The sequence below is a fragment of the Microbacterium sp. ZXT2-5 genome, assembly GCF_055329545.1.
Genome location: NZ_JBUZWD010000001.1, coordinates 2,120,684 through 2,139,627 on the forward strand (window position 1 = coordinate 2,120,684; position 18,944 = coordinate 2,139,627).

General features: G+C 71.2%; 13 protein-coding genes. 6 read left to right on the plus strand and 7 right to left on the minus strand.

From position 1 onward, the window contains the following. Positions 1-99: 99 nt before the first annotated feature. Positions 100-2,424 carry a beta-L-arabinofuranosidase domain-containing protein gene (locus ACZBH1_RS09250; protein WP_463646209.1) on the plus strand — a complete coding sequence of 775 codons (2,325 nt, stop codon included), beginning with the start codon at positions 100-102 and terminating at the stop codon, positions 2,422-2,424. Positions 2,425-2,534: 110 nt separating this feature from the next. Here the strand turns inward: ACZBH1_RS09250 and ACZBH1_RS09255 are convergent, their stop codons facing one another. From ACZBH1_RS09255 to ACZBH1_RS09285, 7 genes are all read right to left on the minus strand, one after another. Continuing rightward, a complete protein-coding gene (locus ACZBH1_RS09255) occupies positions 2,535-3,632 on the minus strand; it encodes a dienelactone hydrolase family protein (RefSeq protein ID WP_463646210.1) in 1,098 nt (365 codons plus the stop codon). A gap of 8 nt (positions 3,633-3,640) precedes the next feature. Then, entirely contained in the window at positions 3,641-4,519 is an 879-nt protein-coding gene (locus ACZBH1_RS09260) for a sugar phosphate isomerase/epimerase family protein (protein ID WP_463646211.1), read from the minus strand. Continuing rightward, positions 4,516-5,733 (minus strand): dihydrodipicolinate synthase family protein, encoded by a 1,218-nt coding sequence (locus tag ACZBH1_RS09265; protein WP_463646212.1) that lies wholly within the window; start codon positions 5,731-5,733, stop codon positions 4,516-4,518. The genes ACZBH1_RS09260 and ACZBH1_RS09265 overlap by 4 nt, the downstream gene beginning before the upstream one ends. A gap of 12 nt (positions 5,734-5,745) precedes the next feature. Next, on the minus strand, positions 5,746-6,948 hold the full coding sequence (locus tag ACZBH1_RS09270; protein ID WP_378884996.1) for a Gfo/Idh/MocA family protein: 1,203 nt from the start codon (positions 6,946-6,948) through the stop codon (positions 5,746-5,748). 227 nt (positions 6,949-7,175) lie between these two features. Then, the gene (locus ACZBH1_RS09275; protein WP_463646213.1) at positions 7,176-8,480 is read right to left on the minus strand and encodes an alpha-galactosidase; all 1,305 of its coding nucleotides are present in this window, start codon (positions 8,478-8,480) and stop codon (positions 7,176-7,178) included. Further along, positions 8,477-10,009, minus strand: coding sequence for an arabinosylfuranosidase ArfA (gene arfA / locus ACZBH1_RS09280; protein WP_463646214.1), 1,533 nt, complete (start codon positions 10,007-10,009; stop codon positions 8,477-8,479). Before arfA ends, ACZBH1_RS09275 begins: the two co-directional genes overlap by 4 nt. 58 nt (positions 10,010-10,067) lie before the next feature. After that, the gene (locus ACZBH1_RS09285; protein ID WP_463646215.1) at positions 10,068-12,974 is read right to left on the minus strand and encodes a glycoside hydrolase family 2 TIM barrel-domain containing protein; all 2,907 of its coding nucleotides are present in this window, start codon (positions 12,972-12,974) and stop codon (positions 10,068-10,070) included. A gap of 241 nt (positions 12,975-13,215) precedes the next feature. Between ACZBH1_RS09285 and ACZBH1_RS09290 the strand changes: the two genes are divergently transcribed. From ACZBH1_RS09290 to ACZBH1_RS09310, 5 genes are read left to right on the plus strand one after another with little or no spacing between them, the layout of a single operon-like run. After that, entirely contained in the window at positions 13,216-14,493 is a 1,278-nt protein-coding gene (locus tag ACZBH1_RS09290; protein WP_336394548.1) for an ABC transporter substrate-binding protein, read from the plus strand. Positions 14,494-14,495: 2 nt separating this feature from the next. After that, positions 14,496-15,464, plus strand: coding sequence for a carbohydrate ABC transporter permease (locus ACZBH1_RS09295; protein WP_336394549.1), 969 nt, complete (start codon positions 14,496-14,498; stop codon positions 15,462-15,464). Continuing rightward, complete coding sequence (locus ACZBH1_RS09300; protein WP_336394550.1) at positions 15,461-16,309, plus strand: carbohydrate ABC transporter permease; 849 nt, start codon at positions 15,461-15,463, stop codon at positions 16,307-16,309. Before ACZBH1_RS09295 ends, ACZBH1_RS09300 begins: the two co-directional genes overlap by 4 nt. Before the next feature lies 1 nt (position 16,310). Beyond that, positions 16,311-18,017, plus strand: coding sequence for a hypothetical protein (locus tag ACZBH1_RS09305; protein ID WP_463646216.1), 1,707 nt, complete (start codon positions 16,311-16,313; stop codon positions 18,015-18,017). Continuing rightward, the gene (locus ACZBH1_RS09310; RefSeq protein ID WP_336394552.1) at positions 18,014-18,913 is read left to right on the plus strand and encodes a Cgl0159 family (beta/alpha)8-fold protein; all 900 of its coding nucleotides are present in this window, start codon (positions 18,014-18,016) and stop codon (positions 18,911-18,913) included. The genes ACZBH1_RS09305 and ACZBH1_RS09310 overlap by 4 nt, the downstream gene beginning before the upstream one ends. The last annotated feature ends 31 nt before the right edge of the window (positions 18,914-18,944 follow it).

Genomic DNA, 18,944 nt, shown 5'->3' on the forward strand with positions numbered 1-18,944 from the left:
AGTCTAGGCCCTGTGTCCGGTTCGAGCACTAGATTGGGAAGCGGTTTCCCAATCCGGCTCGAGATCCTCTCGGCAACAGCGTGGTCCCCGAGGAGCACCATGACACGACCCGCCGCATCGAGCGTCGCGCCGCCCGCCACCGTTCCCTTCGCACCACCCGCGCGCGTGCGCCTCGCGCCCGGCCTCGACCTCGACGCGCAGCGCACCGCGAGCGCGACGCTGCAGCGACTGGATCCCGAGCGGCTCCTCGCCCCGTTCCGTCGGGAGGCCGGCCTCGCCCAGCACGCCGAGCCGTACGGAGGGTGGGAGTCCGATGGGCTCGACGGCCACACCGCCGGCCACGTCCTGTCGGCCGCGAGCACGCTGGCCGCCGCGGGGGATGAGGCCCCCGCACAGCTCGCACGAACGCTGGTGCGCGGCATCCGTCACTGTCAGCTCGCGCGCGGCAGCGGCTACGTCGGCGGCGTGCCGGACGGAGAGGCGCTGTGGGACGAGCTGCGCGCCGGCCGGGTGGAGGCGGGCGCCTTCCACCTCAACGGGCGGTGGGTGCCGCTGTACAACCTCCACAAGACCCTCGCCGGGCTCATCGACGCCGCCGAGCTGACCGGCGACCCCGACGCGCGGGCGACGCTCGACGACCTCGGTGCGTGGTGGCTCCGCGTGACCGGCGAGCTCGGGGACGACACGTTCGAGCGCATCCTCGACTGCGAGTTCGGGGGCATGACCGAGGCCTTCGCGCGGCTGGCGCTGCTCACGCGCGAGCCCGCCCATCTGCATCTCGCCCGCCGCTTCGTGCGTCGCGGGCTGGTCGAGCCGCTGGCTGCGGGACGCGACGAGCTCGACGGGCTGCATGCCAACACGCAGATCCCGGTGGTCGTCGGATTCGCCACCATCGAGCGTGCGGCCCGCGAGCTCGCGCCGGAGCTCCTGACCGTAATCGAGGCGCGCGAGGGTGCCGCGGCCCGCTTCTTCTTCGAGCGCGTCGCCCGCCGTCGCAGCGCCGCAATCGGCGGCAACAGCGTGCGCGAGCACTTCCCGCAGGACCTCTCCAGCATGCTCACGGCGCGCGAGGGGCCGGAGACGTGCAACACGCACAACATGGTCAAGCTCGCCGCCGAGCTGCATCAGCTCACCGGCGACGACGCATACGTGCTGTGGGCGGAGCGGGCCCGCGTGAACCACCTGCGCTCAGCGCAGCATCCGGTCCACGGCGGACTCGTGTACTTCACGCCGCAGCGGCCCGCGCACTACCGCGTCTACTCGCCCGAGGCCGAGGGATTCTGGTGCTGCATGGGCTCGGGCTTCGAGGCGCAGTCGCGCCACGCCGCGCTGGTCTACTCCGCCGCACCGGACGAGGTGCGCGTCAACGCGCTCGTGCCGTCGCGGTTCGAGTCCGACGGGGCCGAGGTCGTGATCGCCGTCGACGACCGCTCCGACGCCGCGGCCGTGGACGTCACGCTCCGCGTGCGGGCCGCCCGCCCCACCCGCGTGGCCGTGCTGGTCCCCGGCTGGGTCGACGGCGACGCGTTCGCGACCATCGCCGAGGGGATGACGGATGCCGCCCCGCGGCGCGCGCCCGCCGGCTCGCGGCTGCAGTTCGACGCGGCGGAGGGCGAGACGGTCGTGCAGCTGTCGCTCGCGCGCTGCCTGCGCTGGGAGCGCGCGGCGGACGGGTCGGACTGGGCGTGGATCGTCGACGGCCCCGATGTGCTCGCGCACCGCGTGCCCGACGACGCGGTCGCCTACCGCGGCACCGGCGCACGCATGGGGCACATCGCGGTCGGCCCGCTCCGCCCGCTCGCCGGCGCACCGGTGCTGACAGCCGACGCCCTCGAGCACGCCGTCCGGCTCGGCCCGGGCTCGGTGCGCGTGCCCACCGCGGACGGCGGCAGCGTCGATCTCGAGCCGTTCGCCGGGGTCCATGACGCCCGCTACATCGTGGCGTGGCCGCTCGCCGCCGACCCCCGGGACGTGCCGGCCCGGCGGGCGGCGCTCGAGCGGATCGACACCGCCTCGCTCGGTCTCGAAGCCCGCACCCGGGACGTCGTCGCATTCGGTGAGCAGCAGCCGGAGTCCGACCACGCCCTCTCGGCCACCGACGAGGAGATCGGCGTGCGCGGCGACACCCGCTGGCGTCGGACCCGCGGCACGATCGCGGTGACGCTACGCGACTGGAGCGGCACGGCCGACACGCTGCGACTGTCGTGGCTCGGCGGCGACGAGGACTCCCGCGTGTGTGTCGTCGTGGGCGGCGCGGTGGTGCTCGACGAGGTCGTGCCGGCGTCGTCGAGCGACGGGACGCGCGAGGTGCCGCTCGGCGACGCGACCGGCGCGTTGGATCTGCCGGTGCGCATCGAGGCGGCGGGCTCGGCCACCCCGCGTCTGACCGAGCTCCGCGCGCTCGCCGCGGCGTCGGACCGCTGACCGCAGCGGCCGCACAGCCACGCGGCCGCCCGCGATCACCGAAGACGCGACCCGCCGATCACGGTGCGCCCGGTGAGCGGATCACCGCGCGGGCCGTCGCCGGGTAGGCGTCAGACCGCGAGAGCGGACCGCAGGAACCCCCGCGCCTCGTCCTGCATCGCAGCCGTGAACTCGTGCGGTGCGTCATGCCACGCGCCGGTGTAGCGCGACCCGAGCAGAGCGCGCAGGCGGGTGTCGGCATCCGTCATCCCCTCACGGGGGAACAGCTCGTCACGTGCGCCGTACTGCACGAGCACACGCTGCCCGAGCGCGGCGATGTCGGGCAGGTCGAAGCGTGCGGCCAGTCCCGGACTGTGCAGCAGCCACGAGTGGGTCTCCAGATAATCGGGCACGAGCGACGCCGACGTCGCCATCATGCCGGCGATCGCCGTCACCGCGAACCTGTCGTCCAGCGCGGCGGTGAACAGCGCACGACCGCCGCCTCCTGAGAACCCGACGACGCCCAGCCGCGACGCGTCGACCTCGGGGAGCCCGGCGAGCACCCCGGCCGCAGCCAGGTCGTCGGTGGCGACGGCTCCCGCGAAGCTCGTGCCGAGCGCACCCGCGGCCTTGGCCAGGCCGTACTCGTGCAGCGACGACAGCTCGTCGAAGCGCTCGTCGGGGGAGAGGGTCTCGCCCCGCTCGCGGTGTAGCGCGTCCAGTGCCTCACCGAGACGCGCGAGCACGGCGGGAGGCGACGACAGGTCGAATGCCCGGCTCGCCCACGAGAAGGCGTCGGGCGCGAGCACCGCGAAGCCGTCACGAGCGAGATCGTTCGCGGGGGTGCGGCCGGCGTAGCAGCGCGCACGCATGCGCGCGGCCGACGGGCTCGGAGCGTGCCCCGTGTCGACGAGCTGCTCGGCTCCGGTGGAGCGGACCCCGCCGTGCGCGTGAAGAGTCAGCACCCCGGGGAGCGGCCCATGCGCCCCGACGGGAGTCAGCAGGAACGCACGCGTGCGCGGGCCGAACCCGAGCCACCACGTGAGCTCGCGTCCCTCCACACCCGCGGCGGTCCAGGTCCGCTCGACACGGACGTCGCGGGCGGGCGCGACCCGCACTCCGAGCACCTCGGCCAGCGCCCGACGGCGCGGATCGGCCGGCGAGAGCACGGAAGCGCCCGCGAGGTAGGCCGGCCAATCGGCGTACCCCGCGAGCGCTCCGGTGCCCATGCGGCGCGTCAGTGCGCGACGCGAGCGCGCAGGTGAGGAGTGACGGATGCCGCGAACCCGGCGGCCGTGCGCTGCACGGCGACGAGCGGGTCGGTGGCCCAGATCTCCTCGTTGAAGATCTCGACCTCGATGTCGCGGTCGTAGCCGGTGGCCTCGACCGCGCGCGTGAGCGATGCGAAGTCGATGACGCCGTCGCCCGGGTAGTGGCGGCCGAGGAGCACGTCCGCGGGGAGCGGCGTCTTCCAGTCGCAGACCTGGTACGTGGCGATGCGGCCCTCGCGGCCCGCGCGCTCGATCGACGGGAGCACGTCCGGGTCCCACCAGATGTGGAACGTGTCGACCGTCGCTCCCACGACGGCGGGGTCGAAGTCCGCCGCGATGTCGAGCGCCTGGCCGAGCGTCGAGACGACGCAGCGGTCGGAGGCGTACATCGGATGCAGCGGCTCGATCGCGAGCGTCACACCGGCGGCCGCGGCATCCGGAACCAGCTCGCCGATCGCGTCGCGCACCCGCTCGCGCGCGCCGATCAGGTCGCGCGACCCCTCGGGCAGACCGCCCGCGACGAGCACGAGGATGGCGGTCGACCCCTCGGCCCCGGCCGCCGCGAGCTTCGCCGCCTCTTCGATGGCGACGCGGTTGTCGTCGATCGACGCCCGGCGGTCGGGCCCCTCGGGCATCGTGAAGAAGCCGGCGCGGCAGTGCGTCGTGAAGCGCAGGCCCGAGTCGGTCAGCATCGAGGCGGCCGTGGCCAGGCCCACCTGCTGCACGGGCTCGCGCCACAGGCCGATCGCCTGCACACCCGCTTCGGCCGTCACGCGCAGCGCGGTCGCCAGGTCGGCGTGCTTGATGGTGGCCTGGTTGATCGACAGACGCGGGTCCACGGTCACGCGATCACCCCCGGGACGTCGATGCCGTTGTGACGCAGCATGCCGTGCCAGCGGATGGCGGCGAGCTCGGGCTTCTCCAGGGCGAGCGACGCATTCGCGAGCTCGACGATGCGCGACAGGTGGGGGAGGCTGCGCGCGGAGTGCAGGCCGCCGACCATTTGGAACGCCGGCTGGTGGCCGTTGAGCCACGAAAGGAACGCGACGCCGGTCTTGTAGTAGAACGTGGGCGCGGCGAACACCTGGCGGCTGAGCTCCTCGGTGGGGCCGAGGATCTGGAGGTAGCGTGCCGGATCGCCCGCGTCCAGCGCCTGGATGGCCGCCGACGCGACCGGCGTGATCGCGGCGAAGGCGCCGAGCAGCGCGTCCGAATGCTGACGCGCGCTGTCGGGGTTGCGGGACGGCTGCGTCGCGTCGGGCACGTCCTGCCCGCCGATGAGGCCGACGTAGTTGAAGTCGTCGCCGGTGAACATGCGCACGCCCTCGGGCAGGCGCTCGCGGACCGACACCTCGGAGGCCGCGTCGAGCAGGCTCATCTTGACGCCCGCGACCTTGTCGGCGTTCTCCTCGATGATCTCCAGCAGCACCGCCGACGCGTCGCGCCAGTCGGGCGAACCGAAGTAGCCCTCCAGCACCGGGTCGAAGGCGGTGCCGAGCCAGTGCAGCACGACCGGGGTGGTCGCGGACTGCAGCACCTCGCGGTAGACGCGCCGGTAGTCGTCGGCCGACTGCGCGACCCGCGCGAGGTGGCGGGACGCCATCAGCACCGGGCCGGCACCCTGCTCCTCGGTGAAGTGCAGCTGCTCCTTGTAGGCGTCGATGACCTGGTCGATCGAGATGCGCTCCTCGTCGACATGGTCGGTGTTGACGCCGACGACGACCGAGCCGCCCTCCTCGCGGGCGACCTGCGCCGAGCGGGCGATGAGGTCGCGCGTCGCGGCGGCGTCCAGACCCATGTTCCGCTGTGCGGTGTCCATGGCGTCGGCGACGCCGAGACCCCACGAGTACACCGAGCGCCGGAAGTCCAGCGTGGCGTCCCAGTCGACCTCGGCGGGACGGCCCGGGGTGTTGTCGGCCCAGGTGTGGGGCACGACGTGCGCGGCGGCGTACGCCACGCGGCTGCGGAGCGGGCCCCCGGGCTTCGTGTAGCCCGGGGACTCGTTCAGCGAGACCGCCGACGTCGCGCCGTCGGCCGAGAGAAGTGTGAGCTTCGGCATCCGTTCTCCCGATCAGTCCAGCGACAGCGCGGGCAGCTCGACCTTGCGGCCCTCGCGGCTGGACTGCAGGCCGGCCTCGGCCAGCAGCACGCCGCGCGCGCCGGAGAGCAGGTCGAACTCGTAGTCGGTGCCCAGCACGTACGACTCGAGGAACTCCTCCCACTGCTGACGGAAGCCGTTCTGGAACACGTCGTTCGTGGGAACCTCGGCCCAGTCGGCGTCGTAGTCGTGGTCGTCGGCCAGGTCGGGGTTCCAGACCGGCTTGGGGGTGGCGTTGCGGTGCTGGATCTTCGCGCCGAAGAGGCCCACGACGGCCGAGCCGTGCGTGCCGTCGACGTGGAACTCGACGAGCTCGTCGCGGTTCACGCGGACGGTCCACGACGAGTTGATCTGCGCGACGATGTCGCCTTCGAGCTCGAAGACGCCGTAGGCGGCGTCCTCGGCGGTCGCGGTGTAGTGCTCGCCCTTCTCGTCCCAGCGGTCCTTGATGTGCACGGCGGCCTGAGCGTAGACCGTCTTGACCTCGCCGAAGAGGTTCTCCATCACGTAGTTCCAGTGCGGGAACATGTCGACGATGATGCCGCCGCCGTCCTCGGCGCGGTAGTTCCACGAGGGACGCTGGGCGGGCTGCCAGTCGCCCTCGAAGACCCAGTAGCCGAACTCGCCGCGCACCGACAGGATGCGGCCGAAGAAGCCGGAGTCGATGAGGCGCTTGAGCTTCTGCAGGCCGGGGAGGTAGAGCTTGTCGTGGACGACGCCGGTCTTGACGCCGGCCTCCTTCGCGAGCTTCGCGAGCTCGAGCGCCTCTTCGACCGTCTCGGCCGTCGGCTTCTCGGTGTAGATCGTCTTGCCGGCGGCGATCGCCTTGCGCAGGGCCGAGGCGCGGGCCTTGGTCACCAGGAAGTCGGCGTAGATCTCCCAGCGCGGGTCGGCCAGGGCGGCGTCGAGGTCGGTCGTGTAGTCCTCGATGCCGTGCTTGGCGGCGAGGTCGGCGAGCTTCGCCTCGCTGCGGCCGACGAGCAGCGGCTTGACGGTGACCTTGGTGCCGTCGGCGAGCTCGATGCCGCCCTGGTCGCGGATCGCGAGGATCGAGCGCACCAGGTGCTGGCGGTAGCCCATGCGGCCCGAGACGCCGTTCATGATGATGCCGATCTCGCGCACCTGCGGACGTGCCGAGGTCTCCGCCGAAGCCGGAGCGAGTGTCGTGTCGGTCATGGGGTCCTGCTTTCTTCTCTGAAGGCTGTGGGTACCCGCTCACCGGGCAGTGATGCGGGTAAACGCTTTCCAATAGTGTGACACGGGATTTGTCGGTTCGCAAGCGCTATCCGGAGCGCACAGAATCGGAGGTTTCGAGCGACACTCCGGAGAACGGATGCCTCCTCCCGGCGTGTCGCCCAAGAAGTCCGACGCTGTGCCGCTCCACGCCGCCCCGCGCGGGCCGGTCAGGCCCGCAGCAGCACGCACCCGTGCGGCTCGAGCGTCAGCCGGACGACGGAGCTGCCCGGAGCCACACCGCGCGCCGCATGCGACTGCTCGTGGACGGCCTCCACGGCGACGGATGCCGCGTCCCACACGTCCACGACGCCTGCGGGGGCGGGGCCGAGGCCGAGCGACCGCGTGTCGAACGGCACCTCGCGGGGTTGGTCGGCGGTGTTGAAGACGGCGACCCAGCGTGTCTCGCCGCGCTCGGCCGCCCACACCACGAGGTCTCGCTCGCGCAGCAGCTCGCGGTTGCCGGTGGACTCGCGCAGCACCTCGAGCACGTCGTCGTTCGTGAAGAGGGCGATGGTCTCGGGGGCGCTCGTGGGGAGGTCTCCGCCGATCATGAGCGGGGATCGCGCCATGACCCACAGGGTGACCAGCGACCTGCGCTCGGCCAGGGTGAGCGCGCCCTCGCGGGGTTCGCCGCGCTCGGCGCGGATGCCGATGCGGCCGAGGGGCAGCATGTCGGCGTCGGGCCAGCCCTCCGGTCCTGCCAGCGGCGCCCAGCGTGCCAGCCGCGCGAAGTTCGCCTCGACGTCGTCCCACCGGTCCCACAGGTCGTCGCAGATCCGCCACATCGTGGCGTGCTGCCGCAGGTGCTCGAGGTGGGCCGCTGACAGGTCCCGTCCGGGCGAGAGCGACAGCGCGATGGCGCGCGGCGCGGTCTCGATCGCCGTCGAGAGGGCTTCGATCTCGGCGGCCTGGTAGGGCCACAGAAGGTCGTCGGCCTTGATGAAGTCGACGCCCCACAGCGCGTACTGGTCCGCGATCGAGTGGTAGTACGCCGCGGCGCCGGGCTTCGAGTGGTCCAGGCCGAGGTAGTGGGGGTTCCACTCGCAGACGTTGGTCGAGTCGGCGATGGCCGCCGCCGTGGCCTCGGCGCCCTGCACGGGCAGGTCGCGCTCGACGGCCAGGCGCGGGATGCCGCGCATGATGTGGATGCCGAACTTCAGGCCGAGCTCATGCACGCGGGCGGCCAGCGGGGCGAACCCGCGGCCTCCGGCCGACGACGGGAACCGCACCGGGTCGGGCTGCACGCGGCCGAACCCGTCGATCACCAGCGGAGCGGCGTCGTTGTACCCGTGCGACCGGGCGGTCGGATCGGCCCAGTCGATGTCGACCACCACCGTGTCCCATCCGTGGGGGAGGAGGTGCTCGGCCATGAAGGCGGCGTTGGCGAGCACCTCCTCCTCGGTGACGGTGGTGCCGTAGCTGTCCCAGCTGTTCCACCCCATCGGCGGGGTGGGCGTCTTCCGCAGCGTCATGCGAGCCGGATCGCCGTCCACGAGACGGCGGGGAGCGTCACCGACAGCTGTTCGCCGTCGACGGATGCCTCCGCCTCGCGCACGCCCACCCGCTCGGGCGCCTCCAGCGTGTTGGCGGCGTACAGGTCGTCCTCGTGCAGGAGGTGCGACTCCACGACCGAGACCTCGCGGCCGAGCTCGCGCACCAGGGCGGCGAGGTCGACGCGGAGGGTCGCGGCATCCGTCGTCGAACGGTTCACCGCGAACAGCGACACGCCCTCGTCGTCGATGGTCGCCACCGCGTTCAGCGCCGGGACGTCGCCGAACCTCTCGCTGGCGAAGGTTCTCGACGCGACCGGCACGCGCACCGCGTTGCCGCGTGCCAGGCGCGAGGTGATCGAGAACGGGAAGAACGTGGTCTGACGCCACGCGGGTCCGCCGGGCTCGGTCATGATCGGCGCGATCACGTTGACCAGCTGCGCGAGCGAAGCCGAGCGCACCCGGTCGGCGTGCTGCAGCAGCGTGATCAGCAGGTCGCCGAAGACGACGGCGTCGAGCGCGTGGTACTGGTCCTCGAGCAGACGCGGAGCCACGGGCCACGCCCCGCCCTTGAACTCGTGGCCCGACTCGGTGCCGTCCTCCTTGTGCAGGTACCAGACGTTCCACTCGTCGAAGGAGATCATGATGCGCTTGTCGCTCTTCTTCTCCGCGGCCACGGAGTCGGCGATGGCGGCGACGGCCTCGATGAAGCGCGCCATGTCGACGCCGGAGGCCAGGAACTCCTGCGCGTTTCCGTCCTGCTCCTGGTAGTACGAGTGGCACGAGATGTACTCGACGTCGTCGAAGGTGTGCTCGAGGACGGTGCGCTCCCACGACCCGAACGTCGGCATGCCCCGGCCCGACGAGCCGCACACGACGAGCTCGATGTCGGGGTCGAGCATGCGCATCGCCTTCGCGGTCTGCGAGGCGAGCTTGCCGTAGTCGTCGGCGTTCTTGTGGCCGACCTGCCACGGGCCGTCCATCTCGTTGCCCAGGCACCACATGCTCACGCCGAAGGGCGTCTCGCGGCCGTTCGCCGCGCGCCGGTCGGTCCACGCCGTCTGCGCGTCGGCGTTGGCGTACTCGAGCAGGTCGAGCGCCTCCTGCGTGCCGCGCGTGCCGAGATTGACCGCGAGCATGAGGTCGCTCCCGACGCGGTCGAGCCACGCCTGGAACTCGTGGAGGCCGACCTCGTTCGTCTCCGTCGAGTGCCACGCGAGGTCGAGCCGTCGCGGGCGCTCGGCCTTCGGCCCGATGCCGTCCTCCCAGCGGTACGCCGAGACGAAGTTGCCGCCGGGATAGCGGATGGTCGAGACGCCGAGCTCCTTCACCAGCTCGACGACGTCGGTGCGGAAGCCCTCCTCGTCGGCGGACGGATGCCCCGGCTCGAAGATGCCGTCGTAGATGTGGCGCCCGAGGTGCTCGACGAATCCGCCGAACAGCCGCCGGTCGATGTCGGCGATCTCGTGGTGCGGGTCGAGGCGGGCGGTCGCGTCCTGCGCGTCGGTCACGGGGTGCTCCTTGGAGGTCGAAGCGCCGGCGATGCGGACGTGCGTCGCCGGCGACGGTTCAGTGGGATGCCGGCTCGTGCCGGAGGATCAGCGAGATGGCGGCCGGCCTCGCGGGGAGGCGGTACCGGGGGAGCACCCCCGGCCCGCAGGTGGCGGTGCCGACGCCCGACTGGGCGAGGTCGATCGTCACGTGCGTCTGCCCGTCCGGAGTCAGCTCCCAGTTGTGGGCGGCGCGGGCGAGGGACCGCCGGCTGTGACGCGACACGGTGAGCGCGAAGGGGGCGTCGAGCGAGGATACGTGCAGGGTACCGGCCTCGGTCGCGATCGCGGCCTTGCGCACGCCGATCCTCGAGCCGCTCTCCTGCGGACGGACATGGTCCACGGTGAGCTCGTCGGCGTCGAGGTGCCACCAGCCGAACCGCGCGGCCGCGCGCAGGTCGGGGTAGCTGGGCATCGGGCCGTATCCCGCCAGGTCCACCCCGACGGGCGCCGAGGCGAGGACGAAGTCCAGCCCGATCCTCGCCCACTCCGTGATCCAGGTGCCGTGGGGCTCGAGCTCGGCGTCGAGCCGCACGGCGCCGCCCTCGAGGGCGGTCCACCGCAGGCGGGCGTCGACGGCGCTGTCGAGGATGGGCGTCCCGGTGCGGGTGCGCACCGTGACGGCGCCGCCCTCGGTCAGGGCGTCCACCAGCCGGGTCACGGTGCGGTCCATGCCGGCCGCGCGCCAGCGCTCGGCGTAGGAGGGCAGGTCGAGCTCGTCGTCGCCGATGTCGCGGTCGTTGTCCGTCGGAGCACGCCAGACGCCCACCGTCGGTCCCGCGATCGCCAGACCGCCCAGGCTCTGCAGGCCTCCGCCCGTGCGGTCGAACCGCGCGGCGCCGACGACGTCGGCGGTCGCGGCGACCGCGGCGGGGGCGGGTGCGACGGGTCGTCCGTCGCGGACGTCCTGGCCGCTCGCGATCACGTGGCCGGCCTCCGCCCAGGCCGATGGTGCGGCCGAGACCGCCTCGACCGTGAGCGCGTCGGCCACGCGGGCCGCGGCATCCGTCCGGCACTCGTCGGGCAGGTCCACCATCGCGGCGGAACGCGGTCCGCAGGCGGGTGTGGGAAGGGTTCCGGATGCCACGACCTCGCCGTCGACGGTGCGCCTCCAGCGCAGCGCGACGTCGGCGAGGTCTCGGAAGTCGTACCGGTTCTCGAGGCGCACGCGCGTGCGCGCGCCGTCGATCCCCACGACGATGGGGGCGATGACGGCCGCATAGTGCAGCAGCCCGGGCCGGGGATTGCGGTCCGCGTCGACGAGTCCGTCGATGACGAAGTTGCCGTCGTGCACGTCCTCTCCGAAGTCGCCGCCGTAGAGGGTCCGGCTCGTGCCGTCCGGGCCGTCGACCGCGATGCCGTGCTCGAGCCACTCCCACACGAAGCCGCCCGCGTGGCGCGGGAAGGTCTCGAAGAGGTCCCAGTACTCCTGGAGGCCGCCGGGGCCGGTCCCCATCGCGTGCGCGAACTCGCACTGGAGGAACGGCAGGGTGCGGCGGCGCACCTCGGCCGGCGTGGCGTCGAAGGGTGCCGGCACCAGCGCCTCCTCGCCGATCGCGCGCACCTCGTCGTGCGTGGCGTACATGCGCGAGTAGACGTCGACGTAGCGGCTCGCGCGATCGCCCTCATAGTGGATGAGCCGGGTGGGATCGGCGGTCTTCGCCCATCGCGCCATCTCCTCGAGATTCGCACCGACGTGCGACTCGTTGCCCAGCGACCACATGATGACGCTCGGATGGTTCTTGTCGCGATGCACCGTCCGGCGGATGCGGTCCAGGAACGCGTCGCGCCACGCGGGGTCGGCGCTCGGGTTGCGGCGCCAGTCGACGTGCTCGAAGCCGTGGGTCTCGAGGTCGCACTCGTCGATCACCCAGAACCCGAGCTCGTCGAAGAGGTCGAGGACGTCCGGATGCGGGGGGTAGTGGGAGGTACGGACCGCGTTGATGTTGTGGCGCTTCATCAGGAGCAGCTCGTCACGGGCCACGTCGGCGTCGTAGACGCGACCGTGCCGCGGGCGGTGCTCGTGGCGGTTCACGCCGCGCAGCATGATCGGCGCACCGTTGACGAGGAGCTGCGTGTCCCGCACCTCCACCCGTCGGAACCCGATGCGAAGGGCGACGACCTCCGCCTGGGTGCGGACCTCGGCGTCGTAGAGCCGCGGCTGCTCGGCGGTCCACGGCTCGACCCCGGCGATCCGCAGTGTGTCCGCTGCGGGCGCGTCGATGCCGAGCTCGGGGATCACGATGCGGGCCGCGGCCTCGCCGTTGACGCGGACCGAGACGTCGAGGGTGCCCGCTCCGGTGTCGGCGTCGTAGTCCGCACGCACGAACACGTCGTCGACCCCGCCGTCGGGCCGGGCGAGGATCGTCACGCTCCGGAAGATCCCCGGCAGCCACCACATGTCCTGGTTCTCGAGGTAGGTGGCGTCGCTGAACTGCGCGACGCGGACCGCGAGCCGGTTCGTCCCGGGGACGAGGACGTCCGACACGTCGAACTCGTGCGTGAGCCTGCTTCCACGGGTCGTCCCGAGGAGCACGTCGTTCAACCACACCTCGGCGGCCGACTCGATGCCGTCGAACCGGAGGATGCGGCGGCGATGTGCGATGACCTCGTCCGACGCCGCGAAGTCGAGCCGGTAGTCGCCGATCGGATTGACGTCGGGCGGGTGCGGCGGGTCCACCGGGAAGGGCATCTGCACGTTGGAGTAGGCCGGCGACCCGTAGCCCTGCAGGTTCCAGTGGCCGGGGACATCGACGACTCCCCAGCCGTCGACGTCTGCGACGCGCCAGTCCTCGGGCGCGGCCCGGAGGGAGGGCGAGACGCGGAATCTCCAGCGCCCGTCGAGCGACTGGCTGGGCGCATCGGAGCGCAGACGAGCGCGCGGGGCGGTGGTGCCGGAGCCGGGGCTGGTGGTGGCGATCTCCATGGGTTCCTCGTCGGTGAGTGAAGAGCGTCAAAGCACCGACCCTACACGGAAGGCGCTTACCCATTCGCGGGGAAATCGAGGGAAGGCGCTTGCCGGTAGACGAACTTTGCTCTAATGTCCTAACATCGTATCAGCGATCCGCACCGGGCTCCGGCTCCGGCTCCGCACCAGAGGCGCGAAATCCCGCGCCGCATCGACAAGGACGTTGGCCCCTGGACATCCAGGGCGAAAGGGAAATCCAATGAAGCATTCAGCAAAGCCCCGCCTGCGGGTGACTCTCGCCCTCGCCGCCGCCGCGGTCACCGCTGTCGCGCTCACCGGCTGCGGCTCGAACGGCGAAGCCGCCCAGACCGACGAGCCGATCCAGTTCTTCCTCTCTGGCGACGCCAACCAGGGTGGCGGCTACGCCCACATGGCCGAGAAGTACGAGGAGGAGACCGGCGTCGAGGTCGAGATCGTCGACATCGCGAACGACGACCTCGCCACCAAGCTCCGCAACGCCGCGCAGGCCAACGACCTCCCGGCGATCGCCCGCGTCGGCGCCGTCGACCCGGTCTGGCGCAACGCGACGACCGATCTGTCGGACATCACCGAAGGCAGCGAGATCCGCACGGACCTCTCCGACAAGGACGACGACGGCAACGTCATCTCGCTCCCCTCCGACATCACCGCGGTCGGCATGTTCATCAACAAGACGCTGTTCGACGAGGCCGGCGTCGCCTACCCCACCAGCGAGGACGACATCTGGACGTGGGACGAGTACGTCGCTGCGGTCAAGGAGGTCCAGGCCGCGACCGGCACCACGTACGGCATGGTGATGGACAAGTCCTCGCACCGCCTCAAGGCCCTCTTCTACGAATTCGGCTCGGACTACTTCCAGGCCGATGACGAGGGTGTCTTCAGCACGAACGACAACACTAAGGACGCGCTGGAGTTCTTCGGCTCGCTGAACGACGACTCCTTCATGCCGCGCTCGGTGTGGCTGTCGGATGCCGACCCGAACGCGCTGTTCAAGAGCGGCGACGTCGTGTCGTACCTCTCCGGCTCGTGGCAGATCGCGGACTTCGCCGTGAACATCGCCGACTTCGAGTGGGCGTCGGTCTACATGCCGCAGGAGGAGGAGCGCGCGACCAACTTCGGCAACGCCGCATCGATCGTCGTCTTCGAGGGGCCCCAGCAGGAGGCCGCGCACGACTTCATCGAGTGGCTGTACGAGCCCGAGAACTACACCGAGCTGTCGGAGACGTCGTCGTTCATCCCCGCCATCGGCGGCCTGGACATCGAGTACGCGGCGCACGCGGACGCCTTCGACATCTACAACCAGGACATCGCGGCCTCTCCCGACATCGTGGGCGAGATCAAGGCGATGGAGCTGCAGTACGGCGCGCAGGGCGTGACGACCGACGGCGACCCGGTGCGCGACGAGACCGTCAAGTACCTCAACGGCGAGCAGGACGTCGACACCACGATCGAGAACATCAACGCCCTGTTCACCGACCAGCTGGGCGCTCTGGAGTGACCGTGTCCACCACCAAGACCGTCGATGGGCGCAGCGCCGAAACCTCTGCGCTCATCACCGTGGGGCGGCGGACGCAGCGCGTCCGCCGCCCGCGGCGGCGCAGCTCGACGACATTCGTCCTGGCGCCGCTCACCTTCATCGCCGTCTCGGTGGTGCTGTTCGCCCTGTTCTTCCTGTGGCCGGGAGCGCTCGGGCTCTGGTACTCGCTCACCGACTACACCGGTGTCGGCACCCCCGAGTTCATCGGCGTCGAGAACTACGTCGACCTCGCCCAGGACCCGGTGTTCTACAGCGTGCTCGGCCGCACCTTCCTGTACACCCTGCTGTCGGTCCCGCTGCACTACGTCGCGGCGCTCGGGATCGCGGTCCTCCTGACCAACAGCATGGCCAAGGGCAAGTCGACGGCCCGCATCATCTTCTTCCTGCCGTGGCTCATCTCGCCGATCGTCGCCGGTGTCATCTGGAAGTGGCTCTTCGGCGAGAACTTCGGTCTCGTGAACTATCTGATCGAGACGCTCGGCGGCCAGGGCCTGCGATGGGAGACCGACCCGACGCTCGCGCTCGTGCTCATCCTCATCGTGAGCACGTGGGGCGGCACGGCGTTCAACATGCTGCTGTTCATCGCCGCGATCCGCAACGTCCCGCAGTCGTACCTGGAGGCCGCGCAGCTGGACGGCGCCAACAGCTGGCAGCGCTTCTACCGCATCACCCTGCCGCTGCTGCGCCCGACCTCGTTCATGGTGATCCTCCTGACGACCATCGGGTCGATGAAGGAGTTCGCGATGGTCCAGGCGCTCAACGGCGGTGGACCGGGCACCTCGAACATGTTCATGGTCCAGTACATCTACCGCACCGGCTTCGAGCGTGCCGATGTGGGCTACGCCAGTGCCGCATCGATGGTCCTCATGGTGATCCTCATCGTCATCGCGGTCATCCAGATGCGCTTCGACAAGAGGAACGACCTCGCATGACTCTCCGACAAGAGGCGCGACCGCGCCGCCGCGGGCTCCGCTCGCTGCCGAGCACGCTGCTGCTGTGGCTGCTCGCGCTGGGCTTCATCATCCCCGTCGCCTGGTTCATCCTCAGCTCGTTCAAGCCCGGCTCGGAGCTCTTCAGCCTCCCGCTCCGGCTGTTCCCCGAAGACTGGACGATCAGCGGCTACACCACCGCGTGGAACCGGTTCAACTTCGCGCAGTACTTCCTCAACACCTCGATCGTGGCGGTCGTCACCACGGTGCTGACCGTGCTGGTGAGCGCCATGACCGGCTACGCGTTCGCGAAGTACAAGGCCTGGTGGCTGAAGTTCTTCTTCATCTGCGTCCTCGCGACCACCATGCTGCCGACCGAGGTCATCATGCCGAGCTCGTTCGCCGTGGTGCGCGACCTGGGCCTGTACAACACGCTCGCCGGCATCATCGTGCCGTCGATCATCACCGCGACGGGCATCTTCATGTTCCGTCAGTACTTCAAGACGATCCCCGACGAGCTGCTCGAGGCCGCCCGCATCGACGGTGTGTCGGAGTTCGGCGCGTTCTGGCGCATCATGCTCCCCCTCGCGAAGCCGATCGCCGTGGTGCTCGCGATCTTCTCGTTCCAGTGGCGGTGGAACGACTACATCTGGCCGCTGATCGTGCTGAGGGACCCGGACCGCTACACGCTCCAGGTCGCGCTGCGATCCATCGTCGGCGCCGACAACATCGACTGGTCGGTGCTCCTGTCGGCCTCGGTGATCTCGCTGGTCCCGATGGTGGTCCTCTTCGCCATCTTCCAGCGGCAGATCATGAACGCCGATGTGAACTCCGGTCTGAAGGACTGAGATGCCCGACAGAACCCCGTTCCTCGGCGCGCTCCGGAACGCCGTCGCCGAAGACGTGCGGCGGGCGCTCGCCGAGGGCGCGAACCCCGCGGACAGGCACCGCCGGCTGATGGAGCGCGCCAAGCTCCTGGTCTGCGCCTATCTGTGGCCCGAGTCGGACGATCGGGGCGACCCGGCGCTGCTCGCCGGCGCCGAGGCGAACGTCCGCGCACTGCGGGGGCTCCAGGGACCCGGCGGCCTGTTCATCGGCGGCGACAACGTCGACTCCCCTCCGGACTCGTCCTTCACGGTCAACGACCTCTGCGACACCCTGCAGGTCATCCGCACCGTCGACGCCGCAGCGGGAGACGGCCGCCTGGCCGCGCTCGCCGCCGAGCTGGACGCCGTCGCCGACGCCGTCGAACCGGCGCTCATCGCCGGCGGCGTCCACACGCCCAACCACCGGTGGGAGATCTCGGCGGCCCTGGCGCGGCTGCACCGCCGCCGTCCCTCGGAGGCGCTGCGCCGCCGTGCAGAGGAATGGCTCGCTGAGGGCGTCGACATCACGGCCGACGGCGTCTACTCCGAGCGGAGCGCGAACTATGCCGCGTGGGTGTCCAACCCGTCGCTCACGGCCATCGCCGAGGTGTTCGGCCGGAAGGATGCGCACGCTGCCGTCGTGCACAACCTCGAGAGCACGCTCGGGCTCATCCATCCGGACGACACGGTCGAGACCGTGCACTCGCGTCGTCAGGACCAGCTCACCCGGTTCCCGCTCGGACCCTATCTGGTCGCCTACCGGCGGTACGCCGTCCAGCTGGGACGCGGTGACTTCGCGTGGGCCGCGGAGCGCGCGCTGCGCGACGGCGTCGTCCACGCGCCGTCGACGCTGGCCGAGCTCCTGCTCGAGCCCGCCCTCGGCGGCGAGCTGCCCGAGGCGACCGCGCCATCCGCGCAGGGCATTTGGGCGCAGTCCCGCCTCGTGATCGACGACAACGCGCAGCGCCGCCTCGTGGTGTTCGGCGGGTCGGACTACCCTCGCTTCCGGCGGGTTCGCTCGGGTCTGTCGACGAACCCCACGTTCCTCCGCCTGTTCGCCGGCGAAGCGGTCCTGGACTCCGTGCGCCTCTCGCGCGACTTCTTCGGACTCGGTCCGTTCCGCGCCGACGGTCTCGCGACCGTTCGCGACGACGGCGGACTGAGCCCCCGGCTGACGGAGACCGTCGCGGCGCACTACTACCAGCCCATGCCCGCCGACCTCCGCTCGCCGTCCGGCGAGTACGAGCTGACCGACGACGGCAGGTTCTACGGCTCGATGGCGTTCGCGCAGCGCGCCCGTGACGAGGTGGCGCTGCGGACCTCGGTCGACGTGCAGCCGACGGATGACGGCGCGATCCTCACCCTCTCCGTCGACGGACCCGACAGTCCCTGGGCGCTCGAGCTCGCCTTCCGTGAGGGCGGGCGGTTCGAGGGCGAGGGCGCGACGCCGCAGGAGAACGGGAGCCACCTGCTCACGCACGGCGCCTGCGTCTACCGGGTCGGCGAGGACGCGATCGCCGTCGAGGCGGGGGACGCGTACCGCTCGGCCGGCCCAGGCACGTACCACCCGGGCGAGGACTACGCATTCCTCGGCGCGACCGACGCCGCTGACGGCTCGCGCCTGTATCTCACCGGACGATCACCCGCACGCCTCGTGTTCAGCCTCCGCGCCGAGCGAGCCGTCCGATGAGTGCGGTGACCGTGGACGCGCTCGAGTTCGACACCCTCCGCGCGCTGCGCGCCGAACGGCCGCACGCCGTCCAGGAGGCGCTCGCGACGCGCCGCCGCCGCGACATCGTGCGCGGGGACGGGCGTCTCTTCATCGTCGCGGCCGACCACCCCGCACGCGGGGCGCTGTCGGTGGGCGACCGCGACCACGCGATGGCGAGCCGGTATCTGCTGCTCCAGCGGCTCGCTGTGGCCCTCAGCCACCCGGGTGTGGACGGTGTGCTGGGCACGCCCGACATCATCGACGATCTCGCCGTCCTGGGCCTGCTCGACGACAAGGTCGTGGTCGGCTCGATGAACCGCGGCGGGCTGCGCGGGTCGGCCTTCGAGATGGACGACCGCTTCACGGGGTACGACGTGCCCGCGATGGTGCGCTCGGGCGTCGACTTCGCCAAGGTGCTGCTGCGCGTGAACCTCGCCGACCCGGCCACCGCGTCGACGCTCGAGTCCGCCGCCCACGCGGTGAGCGCCGCGGCGGAGGCCCGGATGCCGATCATGCTCGAGCCCTTCATGAGCCGCTGGGTCGACGGTCGCATCGGCAACGACCTCACCGCGGACGCCGTCGTGCTGTCCCTCGCGATCGCCGCCGGCCTCGGGGTCAGCAGCGCCTACACATGGATGAAGCTGCCCGTCGTGCCCGACATGGAACGGGTGATGGAGGCGACCACCCTGCCGACGCTGCTGCTCGGGGGCGACTCGGGCAGCGATCCGGACGAGACCTTCTCATCGTGGGAGGATGCTCTCGCGCTTCCCGGCGTCCGCGGGCTCACCGCCGGCCGGGCCCTGCTCTACCCGCCGGACGGCGATGTGGCCGCCGCCGTCGACGCGGCCGCCCGCCTGGTCCACACCGATCTCTGACCGAGGAGAACCCATGCGCACGTTCGAGGAG